Origin of the sequence: Streptomyces sp. NPDC018029 (assembly GCF_044327655.1) — a bacterium.
In the GTDB taxonomy this organism is placed as follows: Bacteria; Actinomycetota; Actinomycetes; order Streptomycetales; family Streptomycetaceae; genus Streptomyces.
In genome coordinates, this window is record NZ_JBIRFV010000004.1 from 1 (window position 1) to 19500 (window position 19500).

A 19500-nucleotide genomic window follows, 5' to 3' on the forward strand; every position below is an offset into this window, starting at 1 on the left:
CCACCGAAGTGGTTCATCGTTCGACTTGCATGTGTTAAGCACGCCGCCAGCGTTCGTCCTGAGCCAGGATCAAACTCTCCGTGAATGTGTACCGGTAATCCGGTGCTACACCACGAGAGCGGAACGGTCGGGAGGAATAATCCCGTCCGTTCACAGCGTCCTCGCTGTGTTTTTTCAAAGGAACCGCGTCCCAGCTGATGCTGGAGACGGGGTTATCAACATATCTGGCGTTGACTTTTGGCACGCTGTTGAGTTCTCAAGGAACGGACGCTTCCTTTGTACTCACCCTCGCGGGCTTTCCTCCGGGCGCTTCCCTTCGGTGTTTCTTTTTGTTCTTCGTTCTTGCGTTTCCGACTCTATCAGACTCTTTCGTGTCCGATTTCCTCGGTGCCTTTCTGGTTCCCGCTCCGGCCTTTCGGCTTTCGCGTTTCCCTTTCCGGCGGTTCCGACTCTATCAGATCCTTTCGGGCCTGACTCCCAGTCAGCGGGAGGTGTCTTCGCGGCTGTTGGGCCGTTCCGACGTCCCAAACTCTAGCGGGTTTTCCCGGCGACTCATAATCGAGCCTTGGAATTGAATTCGGGCACGCCGAATTGCATCCGTTGGGAGGTCGTGCTGAGTTTGGTTTGCCGCTCGATCAGCGGCGGGATGTGCTGTCGCAGAACCGTTACGGCTCCGTGGCAACCCGAAGAACCTTACGGATCCAGCAGGTGACTGTCAACCCCACCCTGTGCCCCGCCGGAGGGCGGTTCAGTCCAGGTCGGTGAGGCGTCCGCCGGCGTCCGGCTGGGCGTGCTCCACACGGCGTAGGAGACGGGTGAGCACTTCACCCAGGGCGCCGCGCTCGTCCTGGGACAGGTCCTGGAGGAGGTCCTCCTCGAAGACCGTGGCCAGGCGCATCGCCTCCAGCCACTTCTCGCGGCCCTCCGCGGTCAGCTCGACGATGACGCGGACGCGGTTCGATTCGTCGCGGTCCCGGGTGACCAGGCCCTCCGCCACCATGCGGTCGATCCGGTGGGTCATGGCCGCGGGGGTGAGGCCGAGTCGCTTGGCCAGCTCGCCCGGACCCATTTGGTACGGAGCCCCGGAGAGGACGAGGGCCTTGAGGACCTCCCACTCGGCGTTGCTGATCCCGAGGGTCGCCGTCTGGCGGCCGTAGGCCACGTTCATCCGGCGGTTCAGGCGGCCGAGGGCCGAGACGATCTGCTCGACCTGCGGGTCGAGGTCCTGGAACTCGCGCTGATACGCGGCGATCTGCTCTTCAAGTGTCGGCTCAGTCGGGCCGGGGGTGTCACCCATGGGCCGAGTATGGCACGGCACCGGTTGGCGTTGAAGTCCTTCGGTGTGTACAGTTTAGTATCGAACTTTAGCTTCGAAGTCTTCACTTCTAACGACTCACTCAAGGCAGGTGAAAGTGACCAGGGCGATGGGCGCAGCGATGCGTCGTATCCAGGCAGGCAGCGCGCTGAGCGCGTTCGGCATCGGTTTCACGGTCCCGTTCCTCTACGTCTATGTGGCGCAGGTGCGGGATCTTGGATCCAGTGCGGCGGGCATCGTGCTCGCCGCCTTCGCCATGGCCGCGCTGATCGTCCTGCCCATCACCGGCCGCGTCATCGACCGTCGCGGCCCCCTCCCCGTCCTCGTGGGCGCGGCGGTCGTCGCCTCCGTGGGCGCGGTCGCGCTCGGCATCGCGGACAGTGAGACGACGGCGATCCTCTCCGCGGCCCTGCTCGGCGCGGGTACGGCCGTGATGCAGCCCGCGCTGGCGACGATGATCGTGTGGTCCTCGACGCCGGCCACCCGTACGCGGTCCTTCGCGATGCAGTTCTTCCTGCAGAACCTGGGCCTCGGCATCGGTGGTCTCATCGGCGGCCAGATCGTCGACGAGGACCGGCCCGGCAGCTTCACGCTGCTGTTCTCCATCGAGTCCGTGATGTTCCTGGTGCTCGCGGCCATCGCGCTGACCGTGCGGCTGCCGCACGCGCCGTCCATCCAGGACGCGATGCCCAAGGACGCCTCGGCCCCGCGGGGCGGCATGCGCGCGCTCCTGAAGCACAAGGCGATGGTGCAGCTGTGCGTGCTCGGCTTCGTGATCTTCTTCGCCTGCTACGGGCAGTTCGAGTCGGGGCTCTCCGCGTACGGCGTGGAGGCCGCGGGGATCTCGCCGTCGACGCTCGGCATCGCGCTGGCCGCCAACACGGCGATGATCGTGCTCGCGCAGTTCGCCGTCCTGAAGTTCGTCGAGCGGCGCAAGCGGTCCCGGGTGATCGCGGCCGTCGGTCTGATCTGGGCCTTCGCGTGGCTCCTCGCCGGGTACGCCGGGCTCGGGCACGGCAGCCAGGCGATGGCGACCGCCGCGTTCGTGTCGACGTACGCCCTCTTCGGGCTCGGTGAGGCGATGCTGTCGCCGACCGTCGCGCCGCTGGTCGCGGATCTCGCGCCGGGCGGCATGGTCGGGCAGTACAACTCGGCGTTCGCCCTGGTGAAGCAGCTCGCTCTCGCGGTCGGTCCGGCCGTGGGCGGGCCGATGGGTGCCGCGCTGCACGTCCCGTACATCGTGACGTTCGTGCTGTTCTCGCTGGGCATCACGGTGCTCGCGGTGCGTCTCGGGCGCGGGCTCACCCCCGTGCAGAACCAGCCTTCGCTGGCCAAGAGCCCGGTGGTGGCGCAGGGCGGCCCTACTACGGCCGCGCCCGCCACGGCCGACGCGTAACGCGCGCTACTTGGGGAGCGCGAACTCGCACCAGACGGCCTTGCCGCCGCCCGGTGTGCGGCGCGAGCCCCAGTTCGACGCGATCGTGGCGACGATGGCGATGCCGCGTCCCGCCTCGTCGGCAGGTTCGGCGCGGCGGCGGCGCGGCAGGTGGTCGTCGCCGTCGGTGACCTCGATGATCAGCCGGCGGTCGGTGCGGCGCAGGCGGAGCCGCATCGGTGGGGTGCCGTGCTGGAGGGAGTTGGCGACCAGTTCGCTGGCGGCGAGGACGCCCAGGTCGTGCAGTTCCGGGGAGAAGCGCCAGCTGGCGAGGACGCCGGTGGCGAAGGCACGCGCGCGTGGAGCCGCTTCCACGCCGCCGAGGAGCTCCAGGGCGGCGTTCCTGAAGAGCTCGGCGTCCGAACCGGCGCGGGCGGGGTGCTGGAGGACCAGGACGGCGACGTCGTCGTCGTGGTCGGCGGTGACTCCCAGGGCGCGGATCAGGCGGTCGCAGACCACTTGGGGCGTGCCGGTGGCGCCGGCCAGGGCGCGCTCCAGGGAGGCCACGCCTTCGTCGATGTCCTCGCTGCGGCGCTCGACCAGGCCGTCCGTGTAGAGGACGGCGGTCGAGCCGGGGCCGAGCGGCACGGATCCCGAGGTGTGCAGCCAGCCGCCGGTGCCGAGCGGGGGTCCTGTGGGCTCCTCCGCGCGGTGGATGGTGCCGTTCTCGTCGCGGACGAGGATGGGGAGGTGGCCCGCCGATGCGTAGACGAGGCTTCCTTCGTTCGGGTCGTGCACTGCGTAGACACACGTCGCGATCTGGCTGGCGTCGATCTCGGCGGCGAGGCCGTCGAGGAGCTGCAGGACCTCGTGCGGGGGCAGGTCCAGGCGGGCGTACGCGCGGACGGCGGTGCGGAGCTGGCCCATGACGGCCGCCGCTCGGACGCCGCGGCCCATCACGTCGCCGATGACGAGGGCGGTGCGGCCGCCGCCGAGGGTGATCACGTCGTACCAGTCGCCGCCGACGGCGGCCTCGGTGCCGCCCGGTTGATACGTGGCGGCGATGCGGAGGTCGTCGGGCTGCTCCAGCTCCTGGGGCAGGAGGGACTTCTGGAGGGTGACGGCCGTCTCGCGCTGGGCCCGCTCGCTGGTGCGCAGCCGCTCGGCCGCCTCGGCGTGGTCGGTGACGTCGGCGGCGAACACGAGGACGCCGCCGCCCTCTTCGGAGCCCGCCGCGGAGCCGCCGAGCGGCAGCGTCACGGGGGTGCACGTGACGGTGTACGAACGGCCGGAGGGGGCCTTGCGGGACTTGACGGTGCGCGGCTTGGAGCTGCGCAGGACCTGGTCCAGGAGGGGCAGCAGCCCCAGCTCCTCCAGCTCGGGCAGTGCCACGCGCGCGGTCTCGCCGACGGGGCGGGGACCGAAGGCGGCCACGTACGCGTCGTTGACGTACGCGATGCGGTGGTCGGTGCCGTGCACCAGGGCGACGAGGGCGGGGATGCGGTCGAGCACCTCGCGGATCGGCAGCTCGTCGATGCCGTCGGGTCCCGGGCGGCCCGCGGGGCCGTCCGGGGGCGGCGGCTCCGCTCCGTCGGTGGGCCGCTCGGCGCGGGCCGCGGGGACGGAGCCGTCCCCGCGCGGTGCCGGGGCGATCGCTTGTTCGGTCCGCGCTGCTGCGCGGCGCTGCGTTCCGGGGAGCCGGGCGCTCCAGCGCGTGAAGTTCACTGCGGTAGGCCTCGTGGTGTCGCTTCTGGATCGGGAACACAGCATGTCGCGATCGGACGTCCCTGGTGTCGGCCTGACGGCCTGCCCATGGTCACACGGACAGTCTGACCGAACGGACTGACAACCGTCAGACGCCGGTCCCGTGCGGGGAGTTCCTGACTCCGGTCAGGAGGACTCCTTCGGGCGTTCGCCACCGGCTGCGAGTTCGAACTCCGCACGGGGGTGTTCGAGCGACCCCAGGGAGACGATCTCGCGTTTGAACAGGCCGGACAGGGTCCATTCGGCGAGCACTCGGGACTTGCGGTTGATGGTCGGCACTCTGCTCAGGTGGTAGACGCGGTGCATGAACCAGGCAGGGTAGCCCTTCAGCTTGCGTCCGTAGACGTGCGCGACACCTTTGTGCAGTCCCAGGGAGGCGACGGAGCCCACGTATTTGTGCGTGTACTCCTGGAGGGGGCGGTCGCGCAGGGACGCGATGATGTTGTCGCCGAGGACCTTGGCCTGGCGCACGGCGTGCTGGGCGTTGGGCGCGCACTCCGTGCCGGGCTTGTCCGCCGTGACGTCGGGGACCGCGGCGGCGTCTCCCGCGCCCCACGCGTGCGTGGTGCCTTCGACGGTCAGCTGTGGGGTGCAGGTGAGGCGGCCGCGTTCGTTCAGCGGCAGGTCCGACGCGGCGAGCACCGGGTGGGGTTTGACGCCCGCGGTCCAGACGACGGTGCGGGTGGGGTGGCGGGCGCCGTCGCTGAGGACGGCCACGCGGTCCTCGCAGGAGTCAAGACGCGTGTCGAGGCGTACGTCGATATTGCGCCTTCGCAGCTCGCGCACCGTGTACTTGCCCATTTCCTCGCCGACTTCGGGCAGGATGCGGCCCGTGGCCTCGACGAGGATCCACTTCATGTCCTCGGGCTTGATGTTGTGGTAGTACCGCGAGGCGTAGCGCGCCATGTCCTCCAGCTCGCCGAGTGCCTCGACGCCCGCGTAGCCGCCGCCCACGAAGACGAAGGTCAGGGCGGCGTCGCGGATCGCGGGGTCGCGGGTGGAGGAGGCGATGTCCATCTGCTCGATGACGTGGTTGCGCAGGCCGATGGCCTCTTCGACGGTCTTGAAGCCGATGGCGTACTCGGCGAGGCCGGGCACGGGCAGCGTGCGCGCGATGGAGCCGGGGGCCATGACCAGGTGGTCGTACGCGATCTGGACGGGCCCGGCGCCCTCCTCCTCGGTGGCGAGGGTGGTGAACGTCGCGGTGCGCTTGGCGTGGTCGACGGTCTCGACCTCGCCGATGACGATGCGGCACTTGTCGAGGACGCGGCGGAGCGGCACGACGACGTGGCGCGGCGAGATGGAGCCGGCCGCCGCCTCGGGCAGGAACGGCTGGTACGTCATGTACGGGTCGGGCGTGATCACGACGATCTCGACTTCGTCCCGCTTGAGCTCCCGTTTCAGCTTTCGTTGGAGTCTCAGTGCGGTGTACATGCCGACGTAGCCGCCGCCGACGACGAGAATGCGCACACAGTCCGGAGGTACGGGGGTCATCCCCCGGGAGATCGCAGCCTTCACCATCCCATGACGCACCCGGCTCCGGAGTTTGTCCACAGGCCCGGCAATTTGTGTGACCGGGCGGGGTGTGCGGGAAAGGCCCGGCGGCGTGCCTCGGGGCGGCGGAGGTGCCCAGGTCAGCATGGGCGAAGAGGGTGTTGGACTGGGGTGCGATAGGGCCTGAAAGGGCGCGTACTCCGATCGGGGGGCGCGCTGTGCGGAACCCGCCTCTTCTGAATTGACTCCCGCTCAACTATGTTCGTGGGACGTCGGGGTGTCGGGGGATGCGCTCGTCGGGCCGGATGCACGGCTCGCCGGAAGGGCTCGCTCCTCACACGTCGGTAGTCAATGGCGGGGAGTGTCTCCGGGGGGAGACGTCATTACCGGGGGAACGTGTATGCACATTCAGGAGACTCACTGGACTTCCGCCGCCGTGCCGGCATCAGCCGTCGGCCCGAGCGGGAACGGACGTGACATGGGGGAAGGAGCGCGCACGACACCGCTGCGTGTCGACGCACAGCGCAATCTCGAACATGTGCTCAGGGCGGCACGCGAAGTCTTCGGCGAGCTGGGGTATGGCGCGCCGATGGAGGACGTGGCGCGCCGCGCGCGGGTCGGTGTCGGCACTGTCTACCGACGCTTCCCGAGCAAGGACGTGCTGGTCAGGCGGATAGCCGAGGAGGAGACCTCCCGGCTGACGGACCAGGCGCGTGCGGCGCTCGGGCAGGAGGACGAGCCGTGGTCGGCGCTCTCGCGCTTCCTGCGGACATCCGTGGCGTCGGGTGCGGGGCGGCTGCTGCCGCCGCAGGTGCTGCGGGTGAGCGTCGAGGACGGCGCCGCCAAGGAGGACGAGGCGCGCGTGCCGCAGCAGCGGCAGCCGGCCCCGGACTCGCCCGACCTGCGTCTGATCGAACAGCGCCAGGCGCCCGTGGAGGAGACGGCCTCCCTGGGCGACGACGCGGGGGCGGCGACTCTGCTCGACGTCGTCGGCCGCCTCGTGGACCGGGCCCGTGCCGCGGGTGAGCTGCGTCCGGACGTGACGGTGTCCGACGTCCTGCTGGTGATAGCGACGGCGGCGCCCTCGCTGCCCGACGCGGCACAGCAGGCGGCGGCCTCTTCGCGGCTCCTCGACATCCTGCTCGAAGGGCTGCGGTCCCGGCCCGCGTAACCGGCCGGATCATCCGGCGGAAGGCTCAACGTCGCGTCAGGCAGCGATCGTTGAGCCTTCCCCGAATGAGTGAAAGTTAGTGCTCCATTGCGGTAAATCGCCCCGGACGGGTGGTTGAACGTCCGCACCGTCGGCCTCGGCACGCCCGTGTGTCACTCTTTCCCGGTGGTCGGGTCTGAGTGTGCAACCGGGGGCGTTCCGCGATGAGTGTTGACGGTCCGGACGAGTCGTCCGCCGGGTCGGGCACCGGTCCGGCAGGTCCGGCCGATGCGGTCGGAGAGGCCGGTCCCAGCGTGCCCCCGCAGCGCGAGGGCGGCACGGGTACCTCGCTGCCCGGCGGTGACGGCGGCGACGCCCCGCTGTCCGACGCCGACCTGATCGCCCGGATGCGCTCCGGCGACGACTCCGCGTACGAGGAGCTGTACCGCCGCCACGCCGAAGCCGTGCGCCGCTACGCGCGCACCTGCTGCCGGGACGCCCACACCGCCGACGACCTCACCGCCGAGGTGTTCGCCCGCATGCTGCAGGCGGTGCGCGGCGGCAGCGGGCCCGAGCACGCCGTGCGCGCCTATCTGCTCACCACCGTGCGGCGGGTCGCCGCCGGGTGGACGAAGTCGGCGAAGCGGGAGCAGCTGGTCGACGACTTCGCGGTGTTCGCCGCGCAGGCGGCGCGCGGCGCCGAGGTCTCCGACGACGACACTCTGGATCTGGGCGCCGACGTCCGCGCGATGCACGAGGCCGAGCAGTCGATGGCCATGCAGGCCTTCCGGAGCCTGCCGGAGCGCTGGCAGGCCGTCCTGTGGCACACGGAGGTCGAGGAGGAGTCCCCGAGCGAGGTCGCCACGCTCTTCGGCCTCGACGCGAACGGCACGCGCGTGCTCGCGAGCCGCGCCCGCGAGGGCCTGAAGCAGGCCTATCTGCAGGCGCACGTCAGCGCCACGCTGACCGAGAGCGAGGAGTGCGCGCGCTACGCCGACCGGCTCGGCGCCTACGCCCGCGGCGGCCTGCGCACCCGCGCCGAGCGGGGGCTGCGCAAGCATCTGGAGGAGTGCGCCAAGTGCCGGCTCGCCGCGGGCCAGATCAAGGACGTCGCCAGCGGCATCCCGGCGGTCGTGCCCATCGCCGTCATCGGCTGGTTCGGTGCCGCCGGGTACGCGAAGGTGGCGGCGCTCGTCGGCGGCGGCACCGCGGGAGCGGGTGCCGCGGGGGCCGCCGGTGCGGCCGCGGCGAGCGGGTCGGCCGGTGGTTCGGCCGCGGGCGGAGCCGCCGCGTCCGAAGGTCTCGGCGCCCCGGCGAAGGCGGGTATCGCGGCGAGCGTCGTCGTGGCGGCCGGTGTCGCGGCGGCGATCGCGCTCACCGGAGGCAGCGGCAAGCCCAAGGAGGACCCGCCGCCGAAGGCCAAGGAGCCCGCGGTGTCCGAGTCGATCGTGCCGCAGAAGCCGCCGTCGCCGGAGCCGAAGCCCAAGCCGCCCCCGCCGCCCGTGCCGGCCGCGAAACCCAGCCCCGAGCCCACCCCGACCCCCACGCCCACACCGAAGCCTCCCGTGAAGGAGAAGCCCAAGCCGAAGCCTCCCCCGCCGGCCCCGGAGCCCACGCCCACCCCCACCCCGCCGAAGCCGACCCCGAAGCCGCCTCCGCCGCCGCCACCGGCCCCGAAGGTCTACCAGTGGAACGAGCTGGAGTACGGCCTCACCGGTGACGGCACCAAGCCCGAGATGCGGCTCGCCGAAAGCAGCTGGGTGTGGCAGCGCTGGGGTCTCTCGATCGGCGACAAGCGGTACTCCCACGGTGTGACCGTGCACGGCAGGTCCTCCGTCACCATCGACCTGAACCGCAGCTGTTCGACGTACGACGCGGTCGTCGGGGTCGACGACATGACGATGGGGCTCGGCAAGGTGCGCTTCTCCGTGTACGGGGACGGGGCGCGGTTGTGGCAGTCCCCGCTGGTCAGGGGCGGCGACCCGGCAGTGCCCGTGCACGTGAATCTGACGGGCCGCAAGACGGTCCGGCTCGTCGTCGAACCGCACACGCCGTTCGACACGACGGCCCTCGCGGACTGGGCGCAGTCGCGGATGTTCTGCACGTAGGAATCCAGGACCCGTTCGGGCGCGGGCCCTAGGACCCGTCCTGCGGAGGCAGCGCCTCGGCCGCCTCGGTGATCGCCCCGTCGACCGTCAGCGCGCTGCCCGCGGCGCGCTCCCGCTCGTACCCGTCCGGGCCGAGCGCGGCCAGCGCCTCGCGCTCCACGCGGTCGGCCTCCATGGCTTCCGGCATGGGGCGCGGGTTGCCGTTGCGCAGGGATGTGGCGACGGCGAGCAGCCGGGCCGCGCGCGGATGGTCGCCGAGGTCGCACAGGAGCACGGCGGTGCTGTCCACCAGGGACGCCACGATCACTTCGGAGCACCGGGCCGTCCACGCCGTACGCACTGCTTCGACGGCGAGCGGCAGGCCCGCGGCCGGCCCCGACTCGGCCGCGACGATGCGTGCCTCCACTCCGTCGAGGCCCGCCTCGAACTGCGGGGGCGGCGAGTTGCCGTACGAGGATTCGGCGCGGGCCTCCTGGAACAGCCTGCGGGCCCCGACGACGTCTCCGTCCTCCAGGACCATGACCGAGCGCAGCAGTCGTACGAAGGCGCGGGAGTCCGTCACTCCGTACCGGTCGGCTTCGCGGCTCGCCTCGTCGAGCACCTTCAACGCGACGTTCCGGTCGCCCTCGCGGTAGGAGATCTCGGCGAGCCGGGCGAGCAGGAACGGCGCCTCGGCGTAGGCACCCACCTCGTAGGCGAGGCGCAGCGCTTCCTCGTACTCCCCGCGGGCCTCCTCGTGGTGGCTGCGGGCCATGGCGGCCTCGCCCGCGGCGCCACACACCTGGGCCCGCATCCAGCGGTCGCCCACGCGGCGGCTCAGCTCCCGCAGCTCCGCCAGGTCCTCGTCGACGCCCGAGAGGTTGCCCGGCATGTCGACGGCCATGTGGGTGCGGAACATGAGGATGACGCCGAGGTCCCAGTCCCCGCCGTACCTGCGGCAGTTCTCGATCGTCCGGTTCAGCGGGACGAGCGCGTCCTCGTGGGTGCCGCCGGTGAAGAAGACGGTGAAGGGCCAGAGCAGTCCGGGGAAGCGGGCGGCCTCCGGCACCGGCCTCTCGAAGGCGGCACGCAGCGCGGCGACGCGCTCCGGGTCGGTCCGCTCGTCCTGGTGGGACAGGGAGTCCACGGGGCTGGACTCCGCGATCAGGCACAGGTGCAGCAGGTGGAGGTTCATCCACGGCCAGTAGAGCGGGTCGTCCTCCGCCGGGAGGCCGGGTGGGGCGAGTTCGAGGACGCGGGTCATCCAGTCGGCGCCCTCCCTGCGGTAGTTCCGCAGCCACCAGAACCAGCCGGTGTGCAGCACCATCGCGATCGCCGACGCCACGTCACCGGACTCGACGGTGCGCTGGAGGGCCGCCCGGATGTTGTCCAGCTCGGTCTCCATGCGGGTGATCCACGGCAGTTGCTCCGCGGAGCGGAGCAGGGGCTCGGCGCGGGCGACGAGGTCCGCGAAGTACGCCGAGTGGCGGGCCTCGGCCGCGGCGAGGAGCTCGGGGGTCTCGGCGGCGCGCTCGGTCGCGTACTCGTGGATGGTCTCCAGGAGGCGGTAGCGCATGCCGCCGTCGGCGGAGCCGGCGTCCGGGACGGCCACGATCAGGGACTTGTCGACCAGGGCGCCGATCAGGTCGGTGGCGGGTGCGGTGCACACGGCCTCCGCCGCGGGGAGGTCCCAGCTGCCCGCGAAGACCGACGCCTCGCGCAGCACGGTCCGCTCGGCGTCGTCGAGGAGGTCCCAGGACCAGTCGACGACGGCCCGCAGCGTCTGCTGGCGGGGCAGGACCGTGCGGGCGCCGCTGGTGAGGAGGCGGAAGCGGTCGTCGAGACGGTCGGCGATCTGGCGCGGGGTGAGCAGCCGCAGCCGGGCGGCGGCCAGCTCGATGGCGAGCGGCAGACCGTCGAGCCTGCGGCAGATCTCGGCGACGGCCGCCGCGTCCTCCTCGGGGTCGAAGCCCGGCCGCACCGCCATGGCCCGCTCGGTGAAGAGCCGGTGGGCCGGGTCGGGCGGGAGCGGCTCCACGGGGCGCACCGACTCGCCCGGCACGCCGAGGGGTTCGCGGCTGGTGGCGAGGATGGTGAGGCCGGGGCAGTGGGTGAGGAGGGCCTCGGCGAGCTCGGCGGCGGCACCGATGACGTGTTCGCAGTTGTCAAGGAGCAGGAGCAGGCTGCGCGGCGCGCAGTACTCGACGAGCAGGGCGATCGGGTCGTCCTGCGGGGCGGACAGTTCGCTGGTCATGAGCACGGTCTCGCGCAGACCGAGCGCGCTGACGACAGCGCCGGGCACCGCCTCCGGGTGGTCGAGCGGGGCGAGCTCGGCCAGCCATGCCTGCGGATGCCCGGCGGCGGCTTCCTCGGCGAGGCGGGTCTTGCCGGAGCCGCCCGGTCCGGTGAGGGTGACGAGGCGGGCCCTGTGCAAGTCCGAACGGATGGCGGCGAGTTCGGGTTCCCGGCCGACGAAAGAAGTCAAGCGGGTGCGGATGTTCCCGTTCTGCTCGGTCCTGCCCGGGCGCCGGTGCGCCTGCGACGGCTCGGCTTCCGCCGGTTTCTGCCCCTCCGGCGCGGGGCCCTCCGGCGCTGGTCCGTCCTGCGCGGGTCCCTCCGGCGTTGGTCCGTCCTGCGCGGGTCCCTCCTGCGCTGTTCGCTCCGGCTGCTGCGGCTGCTGCGGCTGCTGCGGTTGGTGCGGTTGGTGCAACTGGTGCAACCGGTGCGGCTGATGCGGCTGATGCGGCTGCCCCACCGGGCGCTCCTGCCCCTGTGGCCCCGACAGCAATTCCGCGTGCAGCGCCCGCAGTTCCGGGCCCGGGTCGGTGCCGAGGCCGTCGGCGAGGGACCGGCGCGCGTCCTCGTAGGCGGCGAGCGCGTCCGCCCCGCGCCCGGCGTCGCGCAGGGCGCGGATCAGCAGGGCGCGCAGTGTCTCGTCGTACGGCTGGGCGGTGGTCAGTTCCCGCAGCTCCGGTACGACGTCGGGGGCGCGGCCGAGCAGCAGGTCCGCCTCGATCCGCGCGCGTACGGCCTCGGCGCGCAGGGCCTCGGGGCGGGCCGCGGCGGTGCGGTCGGGCAGGTCGGCGAGGGCGGGGCCGCGCCACAGGGCGAGGGCGTCGCGCAGGGTGCGGGCGGCGAGGGCCGGGTCGCCGCGGTCCAGGGCCGCCCTGCCCTCGTGCGTGAGCTCCTCGAAGCGGTGCAGGTCGACGTCGGCGGGGGCGGCGGCGAGGCGGTAGCCGCCGGGGGCCGATGCGACGGCGTCCTTGCCGAGTGCGCGGCGCAGGCGGCCGACGAGGGCCTGGAGGGCGGCGGGGGCGTCGGCCGGCGGGTCGTCGGCCCAGACCTCGTCGATGAGGGTGCCGACGGTGGCCGTGCGGTTCGCGTGGAGCGCGAGGACGGCGAGGAGGGCGCGCAGCCGCTGGCCCCCCACGGGCAGGGGGGCGCCTTGGTCGTCGTACGCCTCGGTGGCGCCCAGGATTCGGTACCGCACCACGTCATTCTCCCCGTACGGGTGCTCGGGGGCGCGTGCTTTCTTTTCCGGCGTATGTCGCCGGCGCGCCCGGACCAGGGACGAGTGCCTCGGCGTACCGCTCTACCGACCCGCTCCTAGTGCGCCCCTCTCCGGAACCACACTCCCCGTAGGAACCGCTCGTTGCCGTGCTGGAGTCCCCGTCCAGCACGTTCCTCTTCGCGACAGCAGTCGGCGCAGCCACAGCTCGGTGGAGACCAGGTCGGCCAGGCCGTCCAGCGGGAGCGGCTCTCCTTCGGCGGCCGCGCGCAGGGCCTTGCGGACGACACGGGCCTCGACCAGGCCCGCCTGGGCGAGGAGCGGTGTGTCGAAGAGGGCGACGAGGTCGTCCACCGCCACGCGGAGTCCGGTGCGGGCGGCGACCGCGTTCGAGGTGTGGGAGGGGGCGCCCCAGCCGGCCGGTAGGTCGGCGACCCCGGCGCCTTCGAGGACGGTGCGCAGGATGGCGGCCCGCGCGCCGGGCTGGACGCGGAGGGCCTCGGGAAGCGCGCGGCAGGCGCGGACGACCTGGTTGTCGAGGAAGGGCGCGTGCAGGCGCTGGAAGCGCACCTCGGCCGCCTGTTCGAGGACGCGCAGGTCCGCGGCGTGCCGGGCGAGGGCCGCCCGGGCGCGGAACTCGCCGGGGCGCTGGCCCGGGCCGCCGGGACGCATGGTGGTGTCCTGCAGACGAACCGATACTTCAGCGAGGGCCTCTCCGGTGAGCCAGCGTGCGGCGGGGCCCGGCCTGGCCCACGCGAGGGCGGCGAGCGAGGCCCCCACCGCTCCGCCCGGCTCGTCGAAGCGGCGGTGCAGCAGCCGGTCGGCGAGGGATTCGACGCCTGCCCGGTGCGGCATGCGGGCGAGCTTGCGGGCGGCGCCGTACACGCGCGCGGGGACGAGCACCGAGCCGTCGGCCTTCGCCAGCGCCGCGACGGGGCGCACCATGTGGCGCCGTCTGCGGTCCATGAGGAGGTCGGCGAGGCGGGCGGGGTGGGCGTCGAGGACCTGCCGGGCGCCGTGGCCCGTGAAGTGGTCGGCGCTGCCCGATGAGAGCCGTGCGCGGTGGCGCTGGGCGGTCACCAGGGTGGAGCTCGGCTCGTCCGTCAGCGGTCCTTCGAGGTCGGCGTAGGGCAGGGCTTCCTCGCCCGCGGCGACGACCACGTGGTGCAGGCGGGGGTTGGCGGCGATGGCGCCGGCCCGCTCCAGTTCGGCCTCGCGGCCGTCGACGGCCAGGTCGTTGAAGGTGACGGCGAGGAGGCGCTCGCCCGCGCCCGTGCCGTGCCCGAGGACCGTGCCGGGCATCCCGGGCAGACCGGCCGCAAGGAGAGCGAGGGTTCCCGAAGCGGGCCCTCCGGAGAGGTCGGCTCCGATGCCGGGCACCGGCATGCCCCGCGCCGCGCGCCGTTCCGCGGGCCCCATGCCGGGCACCGGTCCCGGGTCGACGTCCATGCCCGGCACGTGGCGGGGTGCGGTGAGGCGGGCGCGTACCGCCTCGATGAGGGCGTCGCGGACGCCGTCCACGGCGCTGTCGGCGTCGGCCGTGGGTGCCGCGACGGCCAGCGAGGCCACCGGTTCGTACCCGGCGATCTCCCGTGCGCCCGCGCGCAGGATCAGCGCGTGCCCCGGTGGTACGCGCCGCACGCCCTGGTACGGGGTGGAGTCGTGCAGCGCCTCGGGGACGTCGGGGGCGGCCAGCAGCGCCGCGAGGTGGCCGATGTCCAGGTGGGCCTCGATGAGGTCGGCCAGCGGCAGCGCGGCCGTGGCGTAGGCCGTGCCGCCCGCCCAGGCCGTGAAGAAGACGGGGCGGGCGCCCGCGAGGTCGCCGGCGATCATGACGCGGCGGCCGACCTGGACGACCGCCGTGTAACTGCCGGACCAGGCGGTCAGGTGGCGCAGGGCGCCGCCGCGGGCGGCGAGGAGGCCGACCCGCAGCTCTTCGTCGGAGGCGCCGCAGACGCCGAGGACCGCGATGCGGGTCTGCTCGTCGGCCGTCACTGTCCGTACTTCGTCGGCCCGCCAGTCGCCGACCGCCCAGAGCGGATCCGGGTCGCCCCACAGGAGTTGGGAGCCGACGGGGTGCACGGTCTCGCCGTCGTCACCGGTGGCTCCGGCCGAGCCCACCACCGAGGGTCTCGCGGTGGTACTGCTCCACCCCACCAACCACCGCATCGCTGCCTCCACAGGCTGTGGACAGATCTGGGGGTCCCATGCTGCCACGAAGGAGGCGTGCGGGAAGGGCTGCGGGGCCGCTCGAGCGGCGGTGAATGCGCCCTTGGGGGGCGGTAGTTGAAGCGTAGAACGAAGGTGCTCTCCTTAGGGATGCGCCGGAGATGCCTTGGAGTTGCCTTCGAAATACCTTGGGCGTGCCTTGGAGATACCTTGCGAGCGACCAGTGCGCAGGGCGTACGCGGTCCTCATGAGTGCGGGCGCACTCCACGCTCGTGGGCGAAATGCCCGTTCCTGTACAGGGACGCTTTTCGGCCAAATCGGCCTGTGATGGGCCCACGGCGGAACCGTTCGAAGGCAGCACACAGCCCGGGAGGCGGTGCTCGCCTCCCGGACCGGTCCGCCGCCCGCGGGGATGGAGGCGGCGGTGTCCCCCAGCCCACTGACTCCAGCGCAGCGGGCCGACCCACGCATCGCCAATGGAAGCGCTCCCCCCATGGCCGGAGAAGAGCGCACACACGGGCGCACGGCCACACGGCGGGAGCACGCGTCACCGTCGGCGCACTTCCGCACGGACAACAATCTCGCCATCCGGAACTGCGCCTCTTAACGCTTGGGATGCGGCGAACTACGCTGTGTGTGCTGATGTTTTCGCGGAGGCATATACCTGGAGGATCGGCCAAACGCTCTTGCGGCCGCCATTCCGGCCACCGCGCGCGGAGCCCGGGGCGGGACGCCCGGAATCGCGGCGCGCGACGGCTCGGGCAGGGCTGCCCCCGGGGGAACGCAGCACGAATGCCGAGCGGTCCAGCACCGCCCGGCAGCCGTCTGTGTCCGAGGGGTGGCGCATGTCCAGGGAGCAACGCGGGCCGAACGAAAAGCTCGGCACCGTTCTCGCCCTCGCGGGAATCAGCAATGCGGGACTCGCCCGCCGGGTCAACGACCTCGGCGCACAACGCGGGTTGACGCTCCGTTACGACAAGACATCGGTGGCCCGCTGGGTGTCCAAGGGCATGGTGCCGCAAGGCGCCGCCCCGCACCTGATCGCGGCGGCCATCGGACAGAAGCTCGGCCGCCCGGTGCCGCTGCACGAGATCGGCCTGGCGGACGCCGACCCCGCGCCGGAGGTGGGCCTCGCCTTCCCCCGTGACGTGGGCGCGGCGGTGAAGTCCGCGACCGAGCTGTACCGCCTCGATCTGGCGGGCCGGCGCGCGGGCGGCGGGATCTGGCAGTCCCTGGCCGGCTCCTTCGCCGTCAGCGCGTACGCGACACCCGCGTCGCGCTGGCTCATAACCCCGGCCGACAGCTCCGTCGCACGCGACGTCTCGAGCGAGACGCCCCGCGACGCCGTGCACGCCGACGACAGCGGCGCGCCGATGAAGGTCGGCCACAGCGATGTACTGAAACTGCGGGAGGCCGCCGAGGACGCCCGCCGCTGGGACTCCAAGTACGGGGGCGGCGACTGGCGTTCCTCGATGGTCCCGGAGTGCCTGCGTGTCGAGGCGGCGCCCCTGCTGCTCGGCTCGTACTCCGACGAGGTCGGACGTGCCCTCTTCGGAGCGTCGGCCGAGCTGACCCGCCTCGCCGGGTGGATGGCCTTCGACACCGGCCAGCAGGAAGCCGCCCAGCGCTACTACATCCAGGCGCTGCGGCTCGCGCGCGCGGCGGCCGACGTCCCCCTCGGGGGGTACGTCCTCGCGTCCATGTCCCTCCAGGCGACGTACCGCGGCTTCGGGGACGAGGGGGTCGACCTCGCGCAGGCCGCCCTGGAGCGGAACAGAGGCCTGGCCACCGCCCGCACCATGAGCTTCTTCCGCCTCGTCGAGGCGCGGGCACACGCGCGTGCCAACGACGCGCAGGCCGCGGGGGCGGCGCTGCGGGCCGCCGAGGGCTGGCTGGAGCGGGCCAGGGACGGCGACCACGACCCCACCTGGCTCGGCTTCTACGGATACGACCGCTTCGCCGCCGACGCCGCCGAGTGCTACCGCGACCTGAAGGCGCCGCGCCAGGTGCGGCGCTTCACGGAACAGGCGCTGTCCCGCCCCACGGAGGAATTCGTCCGGTCGCACGGCTTACGCCTCGTGGTGTCTGCGGTCGCCGAGCTGGAGTCCGGGAACCTCGACGCGGCGTGCGAGCAGGGGACGCGGGCGCTGGAGGTCGCCGGACGGATCTCGTCCGCGAGGACCACGGAGTACGTGAAGGACCTGCTGCACCGCCTGGAGCCGTACGGGGACGAGCCGCGGGTGGTCGAGCTCCGCGAGCGGGCCAGGCCCCTGCTGGTGGCCCCGGCGTAGGCCCCGTCCTGCCTCACTCCCCGGTGAACCACCGGCTGAGGCCGGGTCAACCGGCGCGGAGCGGTCGGGGAGGATCCGGCGGCCGAGGTTTGGCGGCGTTGTCAGTGGCGCAGGGCAGTATCTGTGGTGGGAGGTGAGGCGCGGTGAAGAAGGTCGCGTACGACTGCGACGTGCTGGTGATCGGCGGCGGCATCGTCGGGCTCGCGACGGCGTATGCGCTCACGCGCGGCGCTCCCGGCACCACGGTCACGGTCCTCGAGAAGGAGCCGGGCCCCGCCCGCCACCAGACGGGCCGCAACAGCGGCGTGATCCACAGCGGGATCTACTACCGCCCGGGCTCCCTCAAGGCGAGGTACGCGGTCCGCGGCGCCGCCGAGATGGTCAAGTTCTGCGCGGAGTACGGCATCGCGCACGAGGTCACCGGCAAGCTGATCGTCGCCACGGAGCGCGCGGAGCTGCCCCGCCTGCACGCCCTGGTCCAGCGCGGCAGGGAGAACGGCATACCGGTGCGCGAGCTGGGCCCCGCCCAGATAGTCGAGTACGAGCCGGAGGTCCGCGGCCTGGCCGCCATCCACGTCGGCACCACGGGGATCTGCGACTACAGCGCCGTGGCGCGGCACCTGGCCGACGCCTCCGGTGCCGAGATCAGGTACGGCGCGGCCGGTGAGGCCGTCCACATCGACCGCCGCCCCGACCGCGGCGTCGCGGTCCGCACCGCCGACGGCTCCGTCGTCCGCGGCAAGGTCCTGGTCAACTGCGGAGGGCTGCACTGCGACGAGATCGCGCGGCTCACCGGTGACGACCCGGCCATGCGGATTGTTCCGTTCCGCGGGGAGTACTTCGAGCTGGCCCGGCCCGAGCTGGTGCGCGGCCTCGTCTATCCCGTGCCCGACCCGGCCTTCCCCTTCCTCGGCGTCCACCTCACCCGAGGCATCGACGGCGGCGTCCACGTGGGGCCGAACGCGGTCCCCGCGCTCGCCCGCGAGGGGTACGACTGGTCGGTCGTCCGCCCCCGCGAGCTCGCCGGGACCCTCGGCTGGCCCGGCTCCTGGCACCTCGCCCGCCGCCACTGGCGGTACGGGGCGGGTGAGCTGCGCCGCTCCGCCTCCAAGTCCGCGTTCACCGACGCGGTGCGCAGGCTGCTGCCCGCGGTCCGCCCCGCCGACCTGGTCCCGGCCCCCGCGGGCGTCCGCGCCCAGGCGGTCCTGCGGGACGGCACACTGGTCGACGACTTCCTGATCCGCGAGGGCCCCCGCACGGTCCACGTCCTGAACGCCCCCTCACCGGCCGCGACGGCATCCCTCCCCGTAGGCAGAGAGGTCGCCCGCCGGGCACTGGGGGTGCTGAGGGGCGAGTGAGGCCCCGGGGACCCGGCACGCCTGATCGCCGCTCCCTGCCCCTCCCGGGGCACACCCCCACCCCCGCCCGCCCCGTAAAATTGCCGCACTGTGTCTGACTCTTCCCGTATCCCTGATGCCTCCGGCGGTCCCGGCAGCTCCGATGTCTCCCGGGCCGGTGGCCGGGCGCAGGCCGCGCCGCGGTTTCCCGGCGGGCCCTCGCCCGATCCCGCGGGCTCGCACCACGAGCGGCGGATCCGCAGCTTCCAGCCCCGCCGCAGCCGGGTGACCACCAGCCAGGAGGACGCGCTGCGCCGGCTCTGGCCCAAGTGGGGCCTGGACATCGACGGGCTGCGCACGCTGGACCTCGCCGAGCTCTTCGGGGACGGCGGGACACCGTCCGACAAGCCCGTCGTCCTGGAGATCGGCTTCGGCATGGGCGAGGCCACCGCCCAGATGGCCGCCGCCGACCCGGACACCGGCATCCTCGCCGTCGACGTGCACACGCCAGGACAGGGCAACCTCCTCGCCCTCGCCGAGCGCAACGGCCTGACCAACGTCCGCGTGGCCAACGGCGACGCGATCATCCTGCTCCGCGAGATGCTGGCGCCCGCCTCGCTCGACGGCCTCCGCGTCTACTTCCCGGACCCCTGGCCCAAGGCCCGCCACCACAAGCGCCGCCTGATCCAGCCGGAGTTCCTGACGCTGGCCGCGCCCTCCCTCAAGCCCGGCGCGCTGCTGCACTGCGCGACGGACTGGGAGCCGTACGCCGAGCAGATGCTGGAGGTGCTCACCGCGCACCCCGACTTCGAGAACACCCAGCCCGACGGCGGCTACGCGCCACGCCCCGACTTCCGCCCCCGCACCCGCTTCGAGGGCCAGGGCCTGGACAAGGGGCACGTCGTCCACGACCTGCTCTTCCGCCGAGTCGCCCCGCCGCAGAGCCGAGTCGCCCCGCCCCAGGACTGAGACCCAGGACCGAGGCACCGTCGCGGCCGCCCGCCACCCTC

Annotated in this window: 11 protein-coding genes and 1 rRNA gene; 6 read left to right on the forward strand and 6 right to left on the reverse strand. The window is 72.7% G+C overall.

Annotated features, from left to right (window positions below):
- Positions 1-85 (reverse strand): 16S ribosomal RNA (locus tag ACH4D5_RS12825); the annotation flags it as partial.
- A gap of 663 nt (positions 86-748) precedes the next feature.
- Entirely contained in the window at positions 749-1297 is a 549-nt protein-coding gene (locus ACH4D5_RS12830; protein WP_398301476.1) for a MarR family winged helix-turn-helix transcriptional regulator, read from the reverse strand.
- 127 nt (positions 1298-1424) lie between these two features.
- Here ACH4D5_RS12830 and ACH4D5_RS12835 point away from each other — a divergent pair, with 127 nt between their 5' ends.
- The gene (locus ACH4D5_RS12835) at positions 1425-2711 is read left to right on the forward strand and encodes an MFS transporter (RefSeq protein ID WP_398301478.1); all 1287 of its coding nucleotides are present in this window, start codon (positions 1425-1427) and stop codon (positions 2709-2711) included.
- A gap of 6 nt (positions 2712-2717) precedes the next feature.
- On the opposite strand, the gene ACH4D5_RS12840 is transcribed toward ACH4D5_RS12835, so the two are convergent.
- Positions 2718-4415, reverse strand: a complete 1698-nt coding sequence (locus ACH4D5_RS12840) for a SpoIIE family protein phosphatase (protein WP_398301480.1) — start codon at positions 4413-4415, stop codon at positions 2718-2720.
- A gap of 165 nt (positions 4416-4580) precedes the next feature.
- Positions 4581-5948: an NAD(P)/FAD-dependent oxidoreductase gene (locus ACH4D5_RS12845; protein WP_398301482.1), complete on the reverse strand. Its 1368-nt coding sequence runs from the start codon at positions 5946-5948 to the stop codon at positions 4581-4583.
- Between the two features lie 400 nt (positions 5949-6348).
- Here ACH4D5_RS12845 and ACH4D5_RS12850 point away from each other — a divergent pair, with 400 nt between their 5' ends.
- Together ACH4D5_RS12850 and ACH4D5_RS12855 are read left to right on the forward strand one after the other, a co-directional pair.
- A complete protein-coding gene (locus ACH4D5_RS12850; RefSeq protein ID WP_398301484.1) occupies positions 6349-7119 on the forward strand; it encodes a TetR/AcrR family transcriptional regulator in 771 nt (256 codons plus the stop codon).
- 203 nt (positions 7120-7322) lie between these two features.
- Complete coding sequence (locus tag ACH4D5_RS12855) at positions 7323-9206, forward strand: sigma-70 family RNA polymerase sigma factor (protein ID WP_398301486.1); 1884 nt, start codon at positions 7323-7325, stop codon at positions 9204-9206.
- Positions 9207-9234: 28 nt separating this feature from the next.
- Here the strand turns inward: ACH4D5_RS12855 and ACH4D5_RS12860 are convergent, their stop codons facing one another.
- Together ACH4D5_RS12860 and ACH4D5_RS12865 are read right to left on the reverse strand one after the other, a co-directional pair.
- Positions 9235-12675, reverse strand: coding sequence for an AfsR/SARP family transcriptional regulator (locus ACH4D5_RS12860; RefSeq protein WP_398301488.1), 3441 nt, complete (start codon positions 12673-12675; stop codon positions 9235-9237).
- Between the two features lie 102 nt (positions 12676-12777).
- Complete coding sequence (locus ACH4D5_RS12865) at positions 12778-14862, reverse strand: asparagine synthase-related protein (protein WP_398301489.1); 2085 nt, start codon at positions 14860-14862, stop codon at positions 12778-12780.
- Between the two features lie 845 nt (positions 14863-15707).
- On the opposite strand from ACH4D5_RS12865, the gene ACH4D5_RS12870 reads away from it, so the two are divergent.
- From ACH4D5_RS12870 to trmB, 3 genes are all read left to right on the forward strand, one after another.
- Entirely contained in the window at positions 15708-17153 is a 1446-nt protein-coding gene (locus ACH4D5_RS12870) for an MFS transporter (protein ID WP_398301491.1), read from the forward strand.
- Between the two features lie 143 nt (positions 17154-17296).
- Positions 17297-18511: an L-2-hydroxyglutarate oxidase gene (gene lhgO, locus ACH4D5_RS12875; RefSeq protein ID WP_398301493.1), complete on the forward strand. Its 1215-nt coding sequence runs from the start codon at positions 17297-17299 to the stop codon at positions 18509-18511.
- A gap of 90 nt (positions 18512-18601) precedes the next feature.
- Positions 18602-19459: a tRNA (guanosine(46)-N7)-methyltransferase TrmB gene (gene trmB, locus ACH4D5_RS12880; protein WP_398301495.1), complete on the forward strand. Its 858-nt coding sequence runs from the start codon at positions 18602-18604 to the stop codon at positions 19457-19459.
- The last annotated feature ends 41 nt before the right edge of the window (positions 19460-19500 follow it).